The sequence below is a fragment of the Cupriavidus sp. 05T313 genome (genome assembly GCF_056396665.1).
Genome location: NZ_JBFTLX010000195.1, coordinates 1 through 15,080 on the forward strand (window position 1 = coordinate 1; position 15,080 = coordinate 15,080).

General features: G+C 57.3%; 14 protein-coding genes and 1 pseudogene. 9 read left to right on the plus strand and 6 right to left on the minus strand.

Features of this window, described 5'->3' with window-relative positions:
• Both ligD and ku read left to right on the plus strand, forming a co-directional pair.
• On the plus strand, window positions 1-1,335 hold a 1,335-nt coding region (ligD, locus tag AC1DKD_RS30570; protein WP_477144087.1), incomplete at its 5' end, for a DNA ligase D.
• A 63-nt stretch (window positions 1,336-1,398) separates the two neighbouring features.
• Window positions 1,399-1,954, plus strand: a pseudogene (gene ku / locus AC1DKD_RS30575) (non-homologous end joining protein Ku); the annotation flags it as partial.
• Window positions 1,955-2,752: 798 nt separating this feature from the next.
• On the opposite strand, the gene AC1DKD_RS30580 reads toward ku, so the two are convergent.
• On the minus strand, window positions 2,753-3,202 hold the full coding sequence (locus AC1DKD_RS30580) for a hypothetical protein (RefSeq protein WP_441632288.1): 450 nt from the start codon (window positions 3,200-3,202) through the stop codon (window positions 2,753-2,755).
• A gap of 366 nt (window positions 3,203-3,568) precedes the next feature.
• Here AC1DKD_RS30580 and AC1DKD_RS30585 point away from each other — a divergent pair, with 366 nt between their 5' ends.
• The 3 genes from AC1DKD_RS30585 to AC1DKD_RS30595 all read left to right on the plus strand — a co-directional run bounded on the left by AC1DKD_RS30585 (window position 3,569) and on the right by AC1DKD_RS30595 (window position 6,488).
• The gene (locus AC1DKD_RS30585; RefSeq protein WP_441632287.1) at window positions 3,569-3,886 is read left to right on the plus strand and encodes a hypothetical protein; all 318 of its coding nucleotides are present in this window, start codon (window positions 3,569-3,571) and stop codon (window positions 3,884-3,886) included.
• Between the two features lie 976 nt (window positions 3,887-4,862).
• Window positions 4,863-5,432 carry a carboxymuconolactone decarboxylase family protein gene (locus tag AC1DKD_RS30590; protein WP_441632285.1) on the plus strand — a complete coding sequence of 190 codons (570 nt, stop codon included), beginning with the start codon at window positions 4,863-4,865 and terminating at the stop codon, window positions 5,430-5,432.
• A gap of 921 nt (window positions 5,433-6,353) precedes the next feature.
• Complete coding sequence (locus AC1DKD_RS30595) at window positions 6,354-6,488, plus strand: copper-binding protein (protein ID WP_441632281.1); 135 nt, start codon at window positions 6,354-6,356, stop codon at window positions 6,486-6,488.
• Window positions 6,489-7,563: 1,075 nt separating this feature from the next.
• Here the strand turns inward: AC1DKD_RS30595 and AC1DKD_RS30600 are convergent.
• Window positions 7,564-8,007 carry a GNAT family N-acetyltransferase gene (locus AC1DKD_RS30600; RefSeq protein WP_441632279.1) on the minus strand — a complete coding sequence of 148 codons (444 nt, stop codon included), beginning with the start codon at window positions 8,005-8,007 and terminating at the stop codon, window positions 7,564-7,566.
• Between the two features lie 527 nt (window positions 8,008-8,534).
• Between AC1DKD_RS30600 and AC1DKD_RS30605 the strand changes: the two genes are divergently transcribed.
• Window positions 8,535-8,723: a cold-shock protein gene (locus tag AC1DKD_RS30605; protein ID WP_441632277.1), complete on the plus strand. Its 189-nt coding sequence runs from the start codon at window positions 8,535-8,537 to the stop codon at window positions 8,721-8,723.
• A gap of 276 nt (window positions 8,724-8,999) precedes the next feature.
• Here the strand turns inward: AC1DKD_RS30605 and AC1DKD_RS30610 are convergent, their stop codons facing one another.
• The 4 genes from AC1DKD_RS30610 to AC1DKD_RS30625 form a co-directional block, all read right to left on the minus strand.
• The gene (locus AC1DKD_RS30610) at window positions 9,000-9,365 is read right to left on the minus strand and encodes a tetratricopeptide repeat protein (RefSeq protein WP_441632275.1); all 366 of its coding nucleotides are present in this window, start codon (window positions 9,363-9,365) and stop codon (window positions 9,000-9,002) included.
• A 207-nt stretch (window positions 9,366-9,572) separates the two neighbouring features.
• Window positions 9,573-10,169 (minus strand): short chain dehydrogenase, encoded by a 597-nt coding sequence (locus AC1DKD_RS30615; RefSeq protein WP_477144088.1) that lies wholly within the window; start codon window positions 10,167-10,169, stop codon window positions 9,573-9,575.
• 1,148 nt (window positions 10,170-11,317) lie between these two features.
• Window positions 11,318-11,557, minus strand: coding sequence for a DUF2442 domain-containing protein (locus tag AC1DKD_RS30620; RefSeq protein WP_441629781.1), 240 nt, complete (start codon window positions 11,555-11,557; stop codon window positions 11,318-11,320).
• Window positions 11,558-12,117: 560 nt separating this feature from the next.
• The gene (locus tag AC1DKD_RS30625) at window positions 12,118-12,279 is read right to left on the minus strand and encodes a hypothetical protein (RefSeq protein ID WP_477144089.1); all 162 of its coding nucleotides are present in this window, start codon (window positions 12,277-12,279) and stop codon (window positions 12,118-12,120) included.
• A 511-nt stretch (window positions 12,280-12,790) separates the two neighbouring features.
• Between AC1DKD_RS30625 and AC1DKD_RS30630 the strand changes: the two genes are divergently transcribed.
• The 3 genes from AC1DKD_RS30630 to AC1DKD_RS30640 all read left to right on the plus strand — a co-directional run bounded on the left by AC1DKD_RS30630 (window position 12,791) and on the right by AC1DKD_RS30640 (window position 14,961).
• The gene (locus tag AC1DKD_RS30630; protein WP_441629777.1) at window positions 12,791-12,994 is read left to right on the plus strand and encodes a cold-shock protein; all 204 of its coding nucleotides are present in this window, start codon (window positions 12,791-12,793) and stop codon (window positions 12,992-12,994) included.
• 382 nt (window positions 12,995-13,376) lie between these two features.
• A complete protein-coding gene (locus AC1DKD_RS30635; protein WP_441629775.1) occupies window positions 13,377-13,718 on the plus strand; it encodes a hypothetical protein in 342 nt (113 codons plus the stop codon).
• 871 nt (window positions 13,719-14,589) lie between these two features.
• Window positions 14,590-14,961, plus strand: a complete 372-nt coding sequence (locus AC1DKD_RS30640) for a PHA-granule associated protein 4 (RefSeq protein ID WP_441629773.1) — start codon at window positions 14,590-14,592, stop codon at window positions 14,959-14,961.
• The last annotated feature ends 119 nt before the right edge of the window (window positions 14,962-15,080 follow it).

Genomic DNA, 15,080 nt, shown 5'->3' on the forward strand with positions numbered 1-15,080 from the left:
GTATGTGTCGAGTATGTGTCGACACGAACGCAAACGTGGCTCAAGGCGAAATGCACACTCTGCCAAGAATTCGTCATCTGCGGTTTCACAGACCGAAGCGGAGCGCCCCAGGAAGTCGGTAGCCTACTGGTGGGTTACCACGAGGATGGCAAGCTCCGCTATGCCGGCAAAGTCGGCACAGGTTGGGATGCCAAGACCGGCCGAGACCTGTGGACCCGCTTGACCGCAATTGAAGTTCCTTCTGCGCCGTTTGACGCCAAAGCCGTTAAGCCCGGGCGCTGGTCAAAGCGCACTGCGGGCAGCGAGCATTGGGTCCAGCCGCTGCTGGTGGCAGAGGTTGCCTTCGCCGAGTGGACGCCTGACGGTCACGTGCGACAAGCCTCGTTCAAAGGTTTGCGTACTGACAAACCGGCAAGCCAAATCACCCGGGAAGCGGCCAAGACCGCAGCTTCAGCGCCGGCACCCAGCTTGGTGAAGGTGACCCACCCTGAACGGGTCATCGACCCGTCGACGGGGCTCACCAAGCTCGACTTGGTTCGCTACTACGAAAGCGTAGCCGACTGGATGCTGCCCCACCTAAAGGACCGCCCACTATCGATGCTGCGCGCGCCCAATGGCATCACCGAAGAACTGTTTTTTCAAAAACACCCTGAGAGCAAGATGCCGGGGCTCAAAGAACACGACCCCGCCTTGTGGCCGGGCCACGCTGCTCTGCTCACCGTCGACAACCTGGACGCGCTTGTATCTGCTGCTCAGATGAATGTTGTGGAGTTCCACACCTGGAACTCTATGGCCAAGCGTCTCAACAAGCCTGACAGGGTCATCTTCGACCTGGACCCTGGCGAAGACCTGAAGTGGCCGCACATGCAGGAAGCGGCACTCCTTGTCCACACGCTACTGACTGAACTTGGGCTCAAAGCCTGGCTGAAAACCAGCGGCGGGAAAGGCTTGCACGTAGTGGTGCCGCTGTCGCCAAGGCTTGACTACGATACCGTGAAGGGATTCTCCCGGGCATTTGTTCAACACATTGCCATAACCATCCCCCAAAGGTTTTCTGCTACGTCCGGGCCCGCCAATCGTAAGGGGAAAGTTTTCGTCGATTACCTGCGCAACGGGATGGGCCAGACGACCGTGGCAGCCTTCTCTGCCCGGGCCCGCCCTGGCTTGGGGGTGTCCATGCCAGTGACGTGGGAGCAGCTTATGTCGCTGAAAAGTGGCGCGCAATGGACTGTCGTGACAGCGCGCGAGTACCTTAGCTTCCAAACCGAGGACCCATGGAGTGGCTATTGGTCGACGCGGCAGTCATTGACGACAGCACTTAAGCGGCTAAGCTGACCTTAGCGCGCGTGCGCTTGCCTCAGTTGCTCAGTGCAACAGTGTCGAGGCGTGGAGGATAGTATGCCGGCCCGTTCCATCGCATCGTTGTCCCTTTCCTTCGGCTTGGTTTCCATACCGGTCAAGCTATACACCGCCACGGAGAGTGAGAGCGCCGTCAAGTTCAACTACATGTGCAAGGACGGCTCCCGTGCCAAGCAACAGTACATTTCGGAGAAGACCGGTCAGGTGGTTGAGCGTGCTGACCTGCAGAAGGGCTATGAGTTTGATAAGGACCGCTATGTCCTATTCTCGCCGGAAGAGCTAAAGGCGTTGGAGGAAAGCGCAAGCCATGTCGTCGAAATCGTGGCGTTCATTCCGGAGAAGACAGTCGACCCACTGTTCTATGACAAGGCGTACTTCGTCGCGCCCGACAAGCGGGGCGGCAAGCCCTATAACTTGCTGAAGGACGCCATGCTGAAGAGCGGCCGCTGCGCGCTGGCAAAGTGGGCGTCAAAAGGGAAGACGCATAGGGTGCAGATTCGCCCGGCAGAGGACGGCTTGGTGTTCCAGCGCCGATGAAGTCCGGTCAATGAAAGACCTGCACATCGAACAGGTCGAGGTTTCCGACGCCGAGTTAAGCACCCTCGAAGCACCCTCGCGAGTACGAACTCGGAAGTGACGGGTCCCGACTTGGAACATCACTACTCTTTTCGAGGTTTCCTTCGCGCCAGCCTTCACCAAGATACTCCGCTCACCGCAAAGCTGGCGGCGCCCGGTTGTCTTCGAACAGATGGCGACATTTCCTGGCCGCTTAACGGTCGTCCGCGCTACTAAGGACACTGTCGTTCCGGCCACCATCGGCGAGCCGCTCATTGCGAACGCTAGATGCGCGGAGCACGCGGAAATTGTAGACATCCTCAATACAGGCCACGCTCTCGGCTTGGCTTTGCGCGCACAGCCGGGGCTAGTCGACCGCCTCGGAAACGTCATCTGTCGCGCCATCCTTACCTGACAGCGCGGCAAATGTCGATTTTGGCTTGGCGCTACGCGCAGGCCGATGCCGTTCTATCGGATGGYGAGGCTGAATGGCTAGAGTTTCGGTTGCAACGAAAGCGTCAAATTCCACGTTAGTCGTCGTCTCCATGGTGGCCATGGTATCCCTGGTGCCTGTGGCCCCAATACTCCGGACGATAGTATCCACCATGGTACCCGCCATCGTACGGAACCACGACGCAACCGCCGAGCAGCGTAGATGCGGCAATCAGCAATGCGAGAAAGGGCTTCATGGCGTTTCCACTAGTGTTGACAAATGCGGAGAGGCCAAGCCGGCATTCCAGCTAACTGGCACTCTCCAAAAAGCTCCTGCACTCGAGCTTCGTCGCGATGGCCTTTGCCTTGGCAACGTACCCCCCCCCGTCCGCTCGATGGGAGCAGCTTACTGCTTCTTCGTCTTGTCTACATTGGCACTGGTTGCAGCCTTCGCAGCGTCGGTCTGTGTTCCCGGCTTCGCAACATCCGCCTTGGCCTTCGCCTTGTCGGAATCACTCGTTGCTTCAGTCTTCGCCATACCAGCCTCTGTATTGGCGGCCTTCATCTTGCTCGGCTTGTAGTGGGTGTCCTTGGCGGCAGACTTGTTGGCGTCAGCTTTTTCGTCAGCCTTCTCCTTGCCGGCGCTGGCTTGAGTCTTTGCCACATCGCCCTGCGCGCTGACACTCTTCTTGTTCTTATCGGCTTTCGCCTGCGTGGCGCTCTTCTCCTTGACGACCTTTACCTGGTCTTTCGTCGCCTCGCCTTGCGGCTGAGTCGCGGAAGCCGGCACACCAGTCTGCGCGAATACAGTACCGACGAGGGCTGCGGAGGCGAGAGCAACGAACAGCTTCTTCATGAGATGAACTCCTAGGGAATTTTAATAGCTCGGCAATGCACCGCGCTTACAGGCAAAAACGGTATTGCCCCAAGCCGAGTTGACCCACAACTCGTGACAATCCGTAAGTTCTGAAACAGGCAAACCTGATTCGCAAGCGTGGCCGAATGTGCCTCCACTCTCAGCGCGGGTTCCTTCGTCCTTTCGGAAGTACTCCGACCCCGGTCCCACGCCGAAAATGCGCGGCTATGTTGTAGCCCGCCCCAATCCGGCTGGACAGCAAGCGCCCCCACATCGCGTTACAGAAAGTAACCGTTGTACGAGTCCGCTAATACACCATTGAACCAAGCCGGCCTAGAGTCTCTGTAAGAGGAAACGGAGTAAACCATGCGAAGGGTCGCAGCACTTTTGATACTTGCCGGGGTGACCGGACTTGCCTCGAACGTTGCTCAAGCGCGGGTGGACGTAGGTATCGGCATCGGCATCCCATTGCCAGCGGTTGTCGCCCCTCCCCCTGTCTACTACGAGCCTGCGCCGGTGGTTGTCGAGCCCCCGCCTGTGGTAGTTGCCCCGGGCTACTATTACGACGACTGGCGGACCCGTGCCTGGCAGGAGCGTGCGTGGCGGGAGCAGCGCTGGCGCGAACGCGAGTGGCGCGAGCGCCGACGCGAATGGCGACGCTGGCATGACGACTACGATGACTAAGATGGGTGCGCGCTATGCTCGTGGTTAACAGCGGGAACGCCAAGGCGTTCGTCATCACTCTTTGGATTCACAAGTAATGCTATGAGGCCGCGCCGTGCGACCAAGGCAGACTTTCGTGATGTGGAAGCATTGCTTCGGTCGTGCTCGCTGTCCGTTGGCGAAATACATAGCGAAGCGGTGCAATTTCATGTCAGCCGAGGCCGGACCGGCCTTCTTGGGTGCGCCGGTATCGAAGATACTTGGCGACCGTGTGGCCGTACCCCCAGAATTGCTGGCTTTTCGTGAATTTTCCGACACCAGTGTCAGCACTGCGGCAGCCATGAGGGTCGAACTCTAGCGTCTGCTTCCGCATGTATCGCCAGCTTTCTCCGTGCCTTCGAGCATTGGCTCACGGCAGGACGTGGCGGATATCCAAGCAATATGTCGCAGGAGTTCAACGGCTGCTATTAGCTAACCAGATGAGTGTTAGTGGCGCCATTTCGAACATAACGTCCGCTGCACTATTCCTCGCCTCGCGCCTGGACCGCTAATATTGAACGCCTTAATTCTGATATAAACGATTCTTAATTCCCACCCTGGACACTCGCCAAGTTCTGAGCCCAGGAAAATGAGACCAGCTCTTGTTCAATCCGCGAGAGGCGCACGCAGAGACCCCCCTCCCTGCATTTCGTCTGTTGCTATTTCACAAAACGATACGCAGGTCGGCAGTTTGTGACGTAGAGTTCAAGCGCTTTCTTAAGATTGTCATGAAGCGTATTGCAGTCAGCGGTTAGCAAGTACCTTAGTCCGAGGTCATGACACTTGTTGGGCCCTATGGAGCGCTGCAGCAATCAAGAACCGGAGTGATGGAGGGAAACATGAAAAGCACGTATGAGCGATAGGTCGAGGATGAGTGCCGAGCGTCTGCGGTGTGAGCGTTCATTGCCGACTCGTCGCAAGCAGACCAAACAGCAATCACCCAACTTAAACTTGAGCGATGAAGAACATGCTTGATGGTACTGGCCTTTCGCTGTGCGTTGCCGAACATGAAATCGTGCCTGCCAATGATAGTGACACCCGTTGCGAGGCAATCGATGAGACGGACGCCATCCCGACCACGAACGCCCCCATGGCCGCTGCGCCAGCATTGTTTGCCACGTACCAGATTTGCTGYCGGGCGTTGAGTCAGGACTCAACCCTGAGCCCGCTCGAACAGCGTGTTGTCTTTCTCGTACTCGCGGTTGCTAGTGGCCGCAACTACGATAGGGCGGCATCTGGCGAGGCCGCCTGCATCGCCAGTGAGACATTTGGAAAGATAGTGGCGGCAATCCGTGCCGGCAAGCCTCTGGCCGATGCCCGGCTTCGCGCCCTCGTCAGCTTTACACGGGCCATGTTCATCCATCGCGGTCGCCCTAGCGAGCATGAGGTCAAGACATTTTTTCATGCTGGCTACTGTGAAAAAAATATTCTGGACATCATTCTGGCAATCGCGGCGAATACGCTAGACAGCTATACCAGCCACGTATTCCATTCGAAAGCCAGCGGACCCGCGTTGTCGGTCGGCTAGCAGGGTCGCTACAGTATCGTCAAAATTTCCTGGCAGGGCCGAAGGCATGTACAGCAAGTTGTAGCCTCAATCACGGCCCTGGAAACAGCTTCGCATGATTACACCGCCCCGGAGTTTGGGAGCGGCTGTGTCGTATAAATGCCAAACAACCTGTTTTGCGTTTGAAGCGGGCGCCTGATAGCATTTTGTCGGCAACCATCGCCGATGGCCGGGACAAGTAAAGTTACACCCGCCTAATCTAATCCAGAGAAAAGAATGAAACGAATCGCAATCATTGGAGCACTTGGCGGTGCACTACTCGTAATCGGTTCCATTGCGCAAGCGCATGTAAACGTGGATATTGGAATCGGCGTTCCTGGCGTCGTCTACGCAGAACCAGCGCCAGTCTATGYGCCCCCGCCGGTGTACGCAGCACCGCGGCCAGTCTACGTTTCTCGCCCTGTGGTCGTGATTCCTGCGCCCGTCTACACCGCCCCCTACTGGCGGAAACGCGATAATGACGACCACCAAGGCGAGCGGCACTGGCACGGGCGGGGCCGCCGTGAGCACGGTGAACACCGCCGGCACGGGCACGACGACTAACAGAAGAAACCGCCCCGCAAGACAGGGACAGACTCGCGCCTATGGGCGAAACGGCAGGGCAAAGAGAGAGACCGCGCTGCAAATACAAGGGCATCAGGATGCCGCTTTCTACCCAGGGATTCCGCGTGAGGCACCGCCTCGCGCGAATGCGGATAGGCTCGGCGCACAATCCGCAACGACAGTTGCGCTGCTTGTCCCACTCTGAAAGAGGTTCTGACGCAAGACAGTGGCCGACCGTTGACCCTTGACGGCTTCGGAGGCACGGCCCTTGCTGAGCCTCTAGGTTGACGCAGCAAATGGCAAGGTACCCTCAAACACGGCCCCATTGAGAACCTTGGCATGTCGGCCATGACGATGTCATTCCCGGTGAAGGATAAAGCGAGCCTCTCCAAGCCGAAGGAAGGCGATAAGGTCAATGCGACCTTCGATAAGGTCAACAGTGGCGCTACAGTTATCCGCATTGAACCAAGGTAAGACCAGGGAGCGCGAGACGCCAGATATCAATGCCGCGCCCACGGCTAAATCGCAAGGCCCATCAACCGGCGTGCGCCGCGCGCCAGCTCCCTCCTTAAACGACACTCTGGCGCAAGGCGCTAGCCTACCTAAGCACTTTACGAGTTCTAAATATTGATTTTTATAGGACTCTTGCTGAGGAAGAAGTTTTTAGCAAACGTAGGTATCGAGTTTAGCCATTTCCCGCCCGAGTTAGCGCTTTCCGGCCTGCCAGTGCCGAGCCCCGCTGCCGCACGACCACATTCCAACGGGGTCTCGCGCCACCTAATCGAAGCTGCTTCAGCCCAGTGCTGCGTCCACCGCTGTGGCAAGTTCAATCGCGGTCCCGTCCAAACTTTCACGGCCTTTCGCCAAGCTGGTGAGCAGCCGCGCGTGCAGCAAGTCGGCCAATGGCACGGGCACCGTGACCCCCTCGCATTGACGGACCCAGGCCTTAGCCTGACTCAACGGCCACCTGGTGGGACGATTCCCAAACTTGTGTCACGTTAGCCATATCCCCGCAGCGAGCGGAACCAGGTACCTGTGGGCGCGCTTAGGCGCGAGCGGCGCCGATGTGACCGCTCTGGGTAGGCTCTCCCAATTGCGCCGTACCCCAATTGAGGTAGTCCGAATGACCGAGGTTGCGACCACGAAACTGGGGGGGGGTGCGTTCATACCCTGCTACCATCCCCGAGATGGGCCCAGCTGCAAGCACGGGGGGAAGCGGCCATCAAATTCCCTAGCAGAGACATCCCCAAGGCGCGCGCAAGATTCGGTGGGCAGTGCGATGCTTAATGCTTTGCGCCACAGCACCACACCAGTAAGCCGAAGTACACGGGTGCGCACCTCCCTGGGCTCGGGGTATCGCGAAACATGCAAGGGAAGTATCTCCATATAAACGCGCCGCCGCACCTCATAGCTGAGCACACCTTTCGTGTCACGGCGAATCAACTCTGCGTGCGCCACCTGTATATGCAGATATAGCGCACGGAAGACCAAGGCAAGAACCAGCGCCGCTGCTATCAGCATCACGATGCTCGTTAGTCGCCATGGGGCTTCAATCGAGTCGACGGCACATGTAATGCGTCCTCGCGCCAAAGCGTCGAAGGAATTCCTTCGATAGCTGCATTTCCTGCGGCATGTCGTCCAAGGCGGTAAGCGTAAACCCGAAACGGGCAAAGAATGTGGGATGCTCAGGCGTGAGCACTGTAGCCTTGGTGCAGCCATTGGCACGGGCGCGCATCAAGATGGCCCTTACAAGGTGGGTGGCAACGCGGTGACCCCGGTACTCACCTAAAACCGCGACGGCTTGGATGATGGCCGTCTCGCCATACATTTCGCCGCAGGCGCAGCCGATTACGTTCTCACCTAGGACGGCCAGACTGCAAAAGCGCCCCGTGGTGTCTATATCGCCGCTCGGCAAACCGCAGGAATGGAACACCTGCGAGATGGCTTGCATATCTGCCGACCTGGCCGCACGAATCCGCATATCTTTTATCATTCTTTTTATCCTGCCTTCCGACACACGTGCAAACCTTGAGGCAGTATGTCGCAAGAATTAGAGGCATGCCATCGGCCAAATGTATGGGTAGCACTGCTTCAACCATAATCTCCGCCTGCGCTATTCTTCGGCTTTCGCCGAGCGCCAGCCAACGTCGAATTAATTAATTCTGATATGAACGATTTTTAATTCCGCATGCGACGGCCAAGTGAAGTCCTGAGTCCACGACAAATGAGGCGAGGTTCCGCTCACACGTCGCGATTGGTTCCATCAGACCCGAGCCTCCTATGCTCAAGTCTTATCCCAAAGGACATCACTCCCACCAGCATCCCACCCTCGCCCGGTTGTCCATCGCCGAAGGTAAACCCGAGCGACGGACCGCTTGGTGCTAGGGAGGCGACACGATATGCTAAGGACACAAAAGCTGCTGGCAGCGAATCCCGCGCCGGAGCTCAGCGTTTTGACAACTTTCCTTGCATGCAAGTTTGCATGCTTTTGGCTTCGAGGATGAGAGGGCAACTGGTATCGTGAAGTGGTTTAACAACGAGAAGGGCTACGGCATTATCACGCCGGACAATGCCGGCAAAGACCTGTTCGCGCATCACTCGGAAATCCAAGGTGCCGGGTTCAAGACGCTCGAGGAAGGCGCGAAAGTAGAGTTCGAAGTCACGCAAGGCCAAAAAGGCCCACAAGCATCAAAGATTCGTAAGCTATAGGCGCTCGTGTCCAGCAGTACAAAATGAGAGCCTTTCTAATAGCGCCACCCATTTCACATAGGTGTTGTAACCGGGGTGATTGCCCAGAATCCTTGCAAACGGTTTGCAGGAATTTTTATTTTCGGAGATTTTTTTCGGAAGCACGCCCCAGCCCTGAACTGAGGTGGCCGCATTCCATCGGGCTCTCGCGCAGCCGAAGTCAAAGTGAGGTTGACTCTCGAGCTCGGGCGGCAGATTGGGCAGGTGTTGCTCGGGCGATACTTCTCTCGTGCACGACTACGTCTTGGCCTCCCCTGACTGACCGCCAGCAGCGCTTGATTGCCGGTCCAAACGTCGAAGACGCACAATCATTTCTTTTTCAGCTTGTTTGTCGCCATGGTCTCTCGCGGCTTCGATTCCCTTCCGAAATGCTACACGCGCATTCGCATCTTGGCCGAGGTCCACGTAGAGAACCCCGAGGGCCCGCCAAGCGCCAGAATAGTGCGGGTCTAACTCGGTAGCTTTGACAAGATGAGGAACGGCAGTGGCCAACTCTCCTTGTTGCTGGTACGCCAGTGCAAGCGTGACTCTGAGCAGAACGGAGTCCTGGCCAGCGGCGAGTCGTTGCTCCAGCGGCGCTATCGAGAAATTTGGCATGGTCATGGCCCTCCTCCCTCTCGCCCGACAAGCGTACTGCGGACCTATACACTGGGCCCGTACCGCGGCTTCGTTTCAAGGCCAACGCGCGAATGAAGGGAACGTGGTCGGCGAGAACGGACACGATGACGAATGTTGCTGGATGGCTTACCGCCAACTTCGTACCAACCACACTTTGCCATGGAACTTGGAGCGGCGCGTCGACGATGCGATTCAGTGGGTGACCGAGACCACCTGCCCGGAAATGTCTTCCAGAATACATTTCTGGTAAACCTGTGCGACCACCGCCGCCTGAACACCCTTTGCAGGGTCGCGTCCCATCGCTTCGAGCGTCTCCGACACCCATCCCGGGCTGACGACATTCACGCGAATCTTGCCTTGCAATTCGAGCGCTGCTGCCCGCCCGAACGCCTCGATGCCGGCGTTCACGGTGCTCACTGCAGCGCCACCGAGCATCGGATGCTGCGCGAGCAGGCCACTGGTGAGCGTAACCGAGCCGCCCTGGGAGATGTATGGAACCCCATACCGGACAAGATTGACTTGCCCCATCAGCTTATTGGCTAKGCTGAATGCGAAGTCATCGTCGGTTAGGGCTGCCAAGGGAGCAAATTTCACGGTGCCGCCTACGCAGACCACCGCGTCAACCGTGCCCACTTGTTTGTACATCGCCAGAATCGACTGCTTGTCGGAGATGTCCACTGAGACCGCCGAACGGTTACGACTGGCCCCTATCAGCTCATGCTCTTCCGAAAGTAAGCCCACAATTTCTTTCCCAAGGAGCCCTGTGGCTCCAACGACCAGTATGCGCATACGCCCTCCTGATGAGAGATGATGGGGTTAGCCAGCGGCCCCACAGTACCCAACTCGTTTTCAAGACGAAATAGCCTGTCGCACAGCATACGCCTTGTCGCAACTGCGCGGAGGCAGTCCGTGGTTGAGCACTGAGCGCCAAGGAATAGCCACACTCGCGCAAGCAATCGCCCTGCCATTCCCGTAGCCAGTGCATTTGCGGTAGCTATCGGGCACAGGAGAAATTGCCCCAGATACGAAAAGTAAGGTCGTCGGGAACACGGTGTCCCCGGCGAACCCCGTCCCAATGCCGTTCTCGCCGTCTTCTATCACTCCGACAACATGGCGCTAGGAAAAGTGCGGGGTGAGACTGGTTTCGACGCGCATCATCAACTGATAGCACTAGGCTTCGTTGATTTCCTTGAGCCACGCGCCTGCATCATTGCATTTGTACTGCAGCACGGTTCGGAACGCGCTCCGTGCCTGCACCAACACAAATTTCCCGGCGCGCGTCTATACGATGCGATGGCGGGAACGTTCACATTGCCAACGAAGAGGTTTCCAGAGTGGAGGCCCGTCAGGGCTTTGACCAGAGCGCCACGAGTGCATAGATAGCGGCTGGTATAAGAAGAAGAGCGGCTAGCCCCAAGTAGTACCTTGCACCGTGATGAGGTGGCTGCGCATGGAAATGGTGAACTATCAGCTTCATATTGTCCTACCCATTGGCTGAGACTATAGAAAGGACGCTTCAAGCATAGGCATTTCTCGCGTACTTGCATTGGCACAAGCAAGCTGTATGCCCGCCGCCGCAAGAAGGAGACCTTCAGTGCGGCAACCACGCCCCAGTCCGGTGTGAACTGCTGCGCGGCAATCTTTGGCCGACCTGAGACCGTTGCGCCCATGCAGGCGGGAAAATCCAACCCAATGCGCGCCTGCGCGCCTGCAGAAGAAGAGGCAATAAGGGAGCTGCATGAGGAGACGAGCACTGATGGGCGGTGCTACTGCCTTTCTGCACCCAGGTTGCGGGCAGGTGCGGGGTGGTAGATACTGAACACGGGTGACCTGCGAGGGTTGCCCGACTTCTTCGTGGACGTTTGGCCCTTGGTCTACCCGGCTGAGGGCATCTTTTTCTGTTGGGTGGTTGCTTGCCGGTATGTGGCCAAGGCGGGCTACCTACGTTGCCACGGTAACCTTGCGAGAGTCTTGAGCAGCCCCACGACGCTGACGTCCTCGTCGATGGCGTCCCAATGCAGACCAGTCGCCGAAATGCGAACAGCTTGACGTTGTTCCGGAGTGACTTTCGCAAGTTGAGGAAGCCACGCTAGCGGAACGCGAAGGCTCCGGCCGTCTGAAAGGTCCACGGTAAAGCTCGCCTCATCACAGTGCACCGCTACTGCGCAGGGGTCCATGGCATTGCTCCAAAGGCGGATGTGGCCAGAAAATCAAACTCCTTCGATGACACGATATCACCCCCTCCACGGCTGAAAACCTATCGGAAACACTGCCCTGTGCAGACAATGCCACCCTGCGCGATTTGGAATCAGGGAGAGCATCGCTCTACGCGCGGCGCGCGAGACCACGAGCCTTCAACGAAACGGGGGACAGGGCCGAGGAGGGATTTCCCGGATTCTCACTCGGATGGCCTTCCTCTTACACTCACGGCCCTCATCATTACCTTCGTTAGAGCTACATAGGGTGCGCGTTCGTCCCCCAAAAAAAGACCCGCGTCGCCGGAAGCTGGTGACGCGGGTGGTAGCAGGACTACATCGCCAGTCTATGAAGAATTAAGAGTTATTAATCTGAGAATTAACCAGACTTTTCCGGCTTATCTCTTGGCCATTGCGGTCTTCACCACCGATGGCATGGTAGGCGGCCCGCAAGTCCCCATAACGCAGCGCTAAGGTTAACCCGCACCCCGGTGATATCAGTCTTATTCGGCACTTGCCTGACACTGAGTTGTCATCTGGGTTCAGTTAAATGAGCGAGCGGTTACTGCAGCGTCATCGGCGAGTTCATCGCCGCTGCCGGCCAGCAACACTCTGGCATGCCTGCCACAACAAAAAAGAACGCCCGTTCGCGAGACACCGCCAAGCGAAACCGGGCATAGCAAAATTTGAAGGTCAATATGCATCAAGCTCTCGTTTCTCCGATGACCACGAACGACGCGTCGCTACCCGGCGCTCGCAGCGGGAGAAGGACTCGCTGGACTGTTTCGTCTGGCATCGAGGCCCTGCGCCACGAAGCGGCAAGGCTGCGGGCAGCGGCTCAGGCAAAGTTGACCCTAGCCGGCACTCTTGCCATGCCCCGAAACCCTACTGACTTGCTTCAGCAGGCCGCGATGCTCGACAGGGGTGCTGACGTGCTGGCGCTGACCAACTGGAATTGATTCAGTTCGCTTTCTCCTTTCTCAAATTAGGATATGCGGTAGCGAGCAGTCGCTCCATTTTCAGCTTGAGCGCCCCCAAGGCGCGCTACAGTGGTAAACCCTAGACCGGCTTGGCTGCAAGGCGTTTCCTCGGATATGCTGGTGACTCGGACGACTTTCCTGCAATCGAGGGCGAGATTCCCATGGTGCAGTATTATGTCTAGATTGGGTTTTTATTTCTGCATGCGGTATGCATGCGCGTTGCTTCGAGGATGAAATGGCGACTGGCATTGTGAAGTGGTTCAACAACGAAAAGGGCTTTGGGTTCATTACGCCCGACGGCGGTGGCTCGGATTTGTTTGCGCACCACACGGAAATCCAGGGTACGGGATATCGGTCCCTGGATGAGGGCGCCAAGGTGGCATTTGAGCCGAAGCAAGGTCCCAAGGGCTTGCAAGCCTCGCAGATTCGCAAGATGTAGTCGCCGTTGCACCTAGGCAGTCGAGATGGAAGAAAGGCCCTTCGCCGTGACGAGGGGCCTTTTTATTTCTGGCAACACTCTGCCGCTCCGGCGCATCCACACGAGCCAGCAGCCAACTGCAACCAATACGCCAATCGCGGCGCCGCAAATAATCTACGAACACGTCGCAGTAAAGGCCCTTCTCCGGCCGTCAAAACCCGTACAAAGCCCAATGCCCCGGACCGGTCTTATCAATCACAATGAGTGACTGAGACAAACTGACCCTGACCTGAACGTTTGCTGCAAGTACATGACTACGACCGGCCTGGTGGAACGCTAACGAAATGGCACGCAAATTGCCTGACCCAAATAAGGGAATCCGTTCTCATTGGGGAGAATCATCGTGCTGACAGTCATGGTTCTGCTGGTATTCGCGCTTGTCATGCGCGCCCTATACTTGCATCTGCACTTCGCGCGCGAAGAGTTGGTTCGACGCGAGGAGAAAGGGATGCTCACCTGTGAGGTCCGGCGGCATGTTGGCATGGAGGTGCTTCCATCGCACGTTTCCGAGTATCCCGTCCCMAGAGAGGTGCGTATTCGCGTCGTCAGGTTCACCGTCATAGTGCTATGGCGCAAGGAGTATCACATTGCCCTGCCTGCCGATGCCTGCACGCACCTTGGAGATATCTCCGCCGACGAAACTGATGAGCGCTTCCCTGCTTGGGTGCAACACCGTCCTTCCTAAGCAGGGGAGGCCTCACTCCTCGCCGCGAGTGGCACGCCCCCGGACTACCCAAAGCTGAGGCCTTACTCCGACCTCGACGCGGAAATGCTCAAAGCTTTCCCCCTGCCGTCACGGCTCTTCGCCGCCAGTCGCGTAACCAATCTGGTCGCCCGCACGTCAGTTTTTCGTATTGGTGGCGCGTCGCGCTACTTCGCAGCACCGACCATGTAGTCCACCGCGGGTTACACCCCCGTCACCCGAGCCCCCCACGTCCGTAGAATGCCCGAATTTTATCGCCGACCGACCGGACGGGATGCGATAAGTTGAAGTCCGCAAGTTGCCGTCACCGCGTCAAAATAACTTTCAAGTCAGATTTGTAAGCCGGCACAGCTTTGTCACTCTGGGTGTTGCCAACAGTAGCATTTGACAACAACCAACGGCTGCGCGATGGGATTCATTGCAACGGTAAGCAATATTGAAGAGTCGCGGCGGGCTTCCTGGAGCCCCGTTTGGCATCGACGGGGACCCCTCAATGCCAACCTACGCTCCGTTCGGCCTCTCAACCCAAATTGGGTCGGATACTTCCTTAGCTGGAAGCTTGCGGCCTCGCCCTCAATGGTCTGGCAGAAGTCAAGTGCCGGTTGGTTACGCGGGTGGTCACAATGACATTGTCGCCAGTACATATTGACTTTGATTTTTTTTACGTCAGAATTAAATAACACTTTAGGCAGATGGGCCGCTCTCCGCGCTTGCAAACGAATTCCAGCAAGGCCGCACGCGTGACGAGCGTCCTGCCATTGTACAAAGTGGACAGACGGCATTGAGTTGAATTCAATAGCATGCAGAAATAGACCGGTGACCCGTACGTCGGACGATGTAAGTGGAGACAGGAATGACGACAGCCCGAGCTGGAACCAAAGGAGAAGCCGTTAGGCTCTTGGCGGCAGAAGGGATAGCACGAGTCGAACTGGATTACGAGTTAGGTTGGCAGGATGCAATTGAACTCGGGCGTTTAGGCCAGAAGGCTGGCATCTGCGTGGAGTATCGCGGGCACGAGAACATTGCTGTGAGGTCCCACACTGCACTTATCGCGGGCCTCATTCGACCGAAGGTCTCCTTCAGACAACGAAATCTCTACTGCCAGTTCGCATTGACCGAACTGACAGCCAAGGACTTGGCGACCTTGGAGACAAAGGCAATGAAGCTGGGAGACTACATCCTGGCTGGGCATCTACTGCGGGAGGTCGATACAGTTTGGGCCTGAGTAGGCTCCGCTTGAGCGGAGCTTCCGTATCGACAACTTGCGCGCCCAGTTCTTGGCGCTAATTGTCGTGCCTCAAGGCAGTCAAGTTCAGCATAGCGCCACAGGGAGAGGCCATAGCG

Coding starts and splice junctions, on each gene's coding strand:
- AC1DKD_RS30625 (WP_477144089.1), bottom strand. CDS start 12,279: ATGCATATTGACCTTCAAATTTTGCTATGCCCGGTTTCGCTTGGCGGT.
- AC1DKD_RS30595 (WP_441632281.1), top strand. CDS start 6,354: ATGTCGGCCATGACGATGTCATTCCCGGTGAAGGATAAAGCGAGCCTC.
- AC1DKD_RS30585 (WP_441632287.1), top strand. CDS start 3,569: ATGCGAAGGGTCGCAGCACTTTTGATACTTGCCGGGGTGACCGGACTT.
- AC1DKD_RS30640 (WP_441629773.1), top strand. CDS start 14,590: ATGACGACAGCCCGAGCTGGAACCAAAGGAGAAGCCGTTAGGCTCTTG.
- AC1DKD_RS30610 (WP_441632275.1), bottom strand. CDS start 9,365: ATGACCATGCCAAATTTCTCGATAGCGCCGCTGGAGCAACGACTCGCC.
- AC1DKD_RS30630 (WP_441629777.1), top strand. CDS start 12,791: ATGGCGACTGGCATTGTGAAGTGGTTCAACAACGAAAAGGGCTTTGGG.
- AC1DKD_RS30620 (WP_441629781.1), bottom strand. CDS start 11,557: ATGGACCCCTGCGCAGTAGCGGTGCACTGTGATGAGGCGAGCTTTACC.
- AC1DKD_RS30600 (WP_441632279.1), bottom strand. CDS start 8,007: ATGATAAAAGATATGCGGATTCGTGCGGCCAGGTCGGCAGATATGCAA.
- AC1DKD_RS30580 (WP_441632288.1), bottom strand. CDS start 3,202: ATGAAGAAGCTGTTCGTTGCTCTCGCCTCCGCAGCCCTCGTCGGTACT.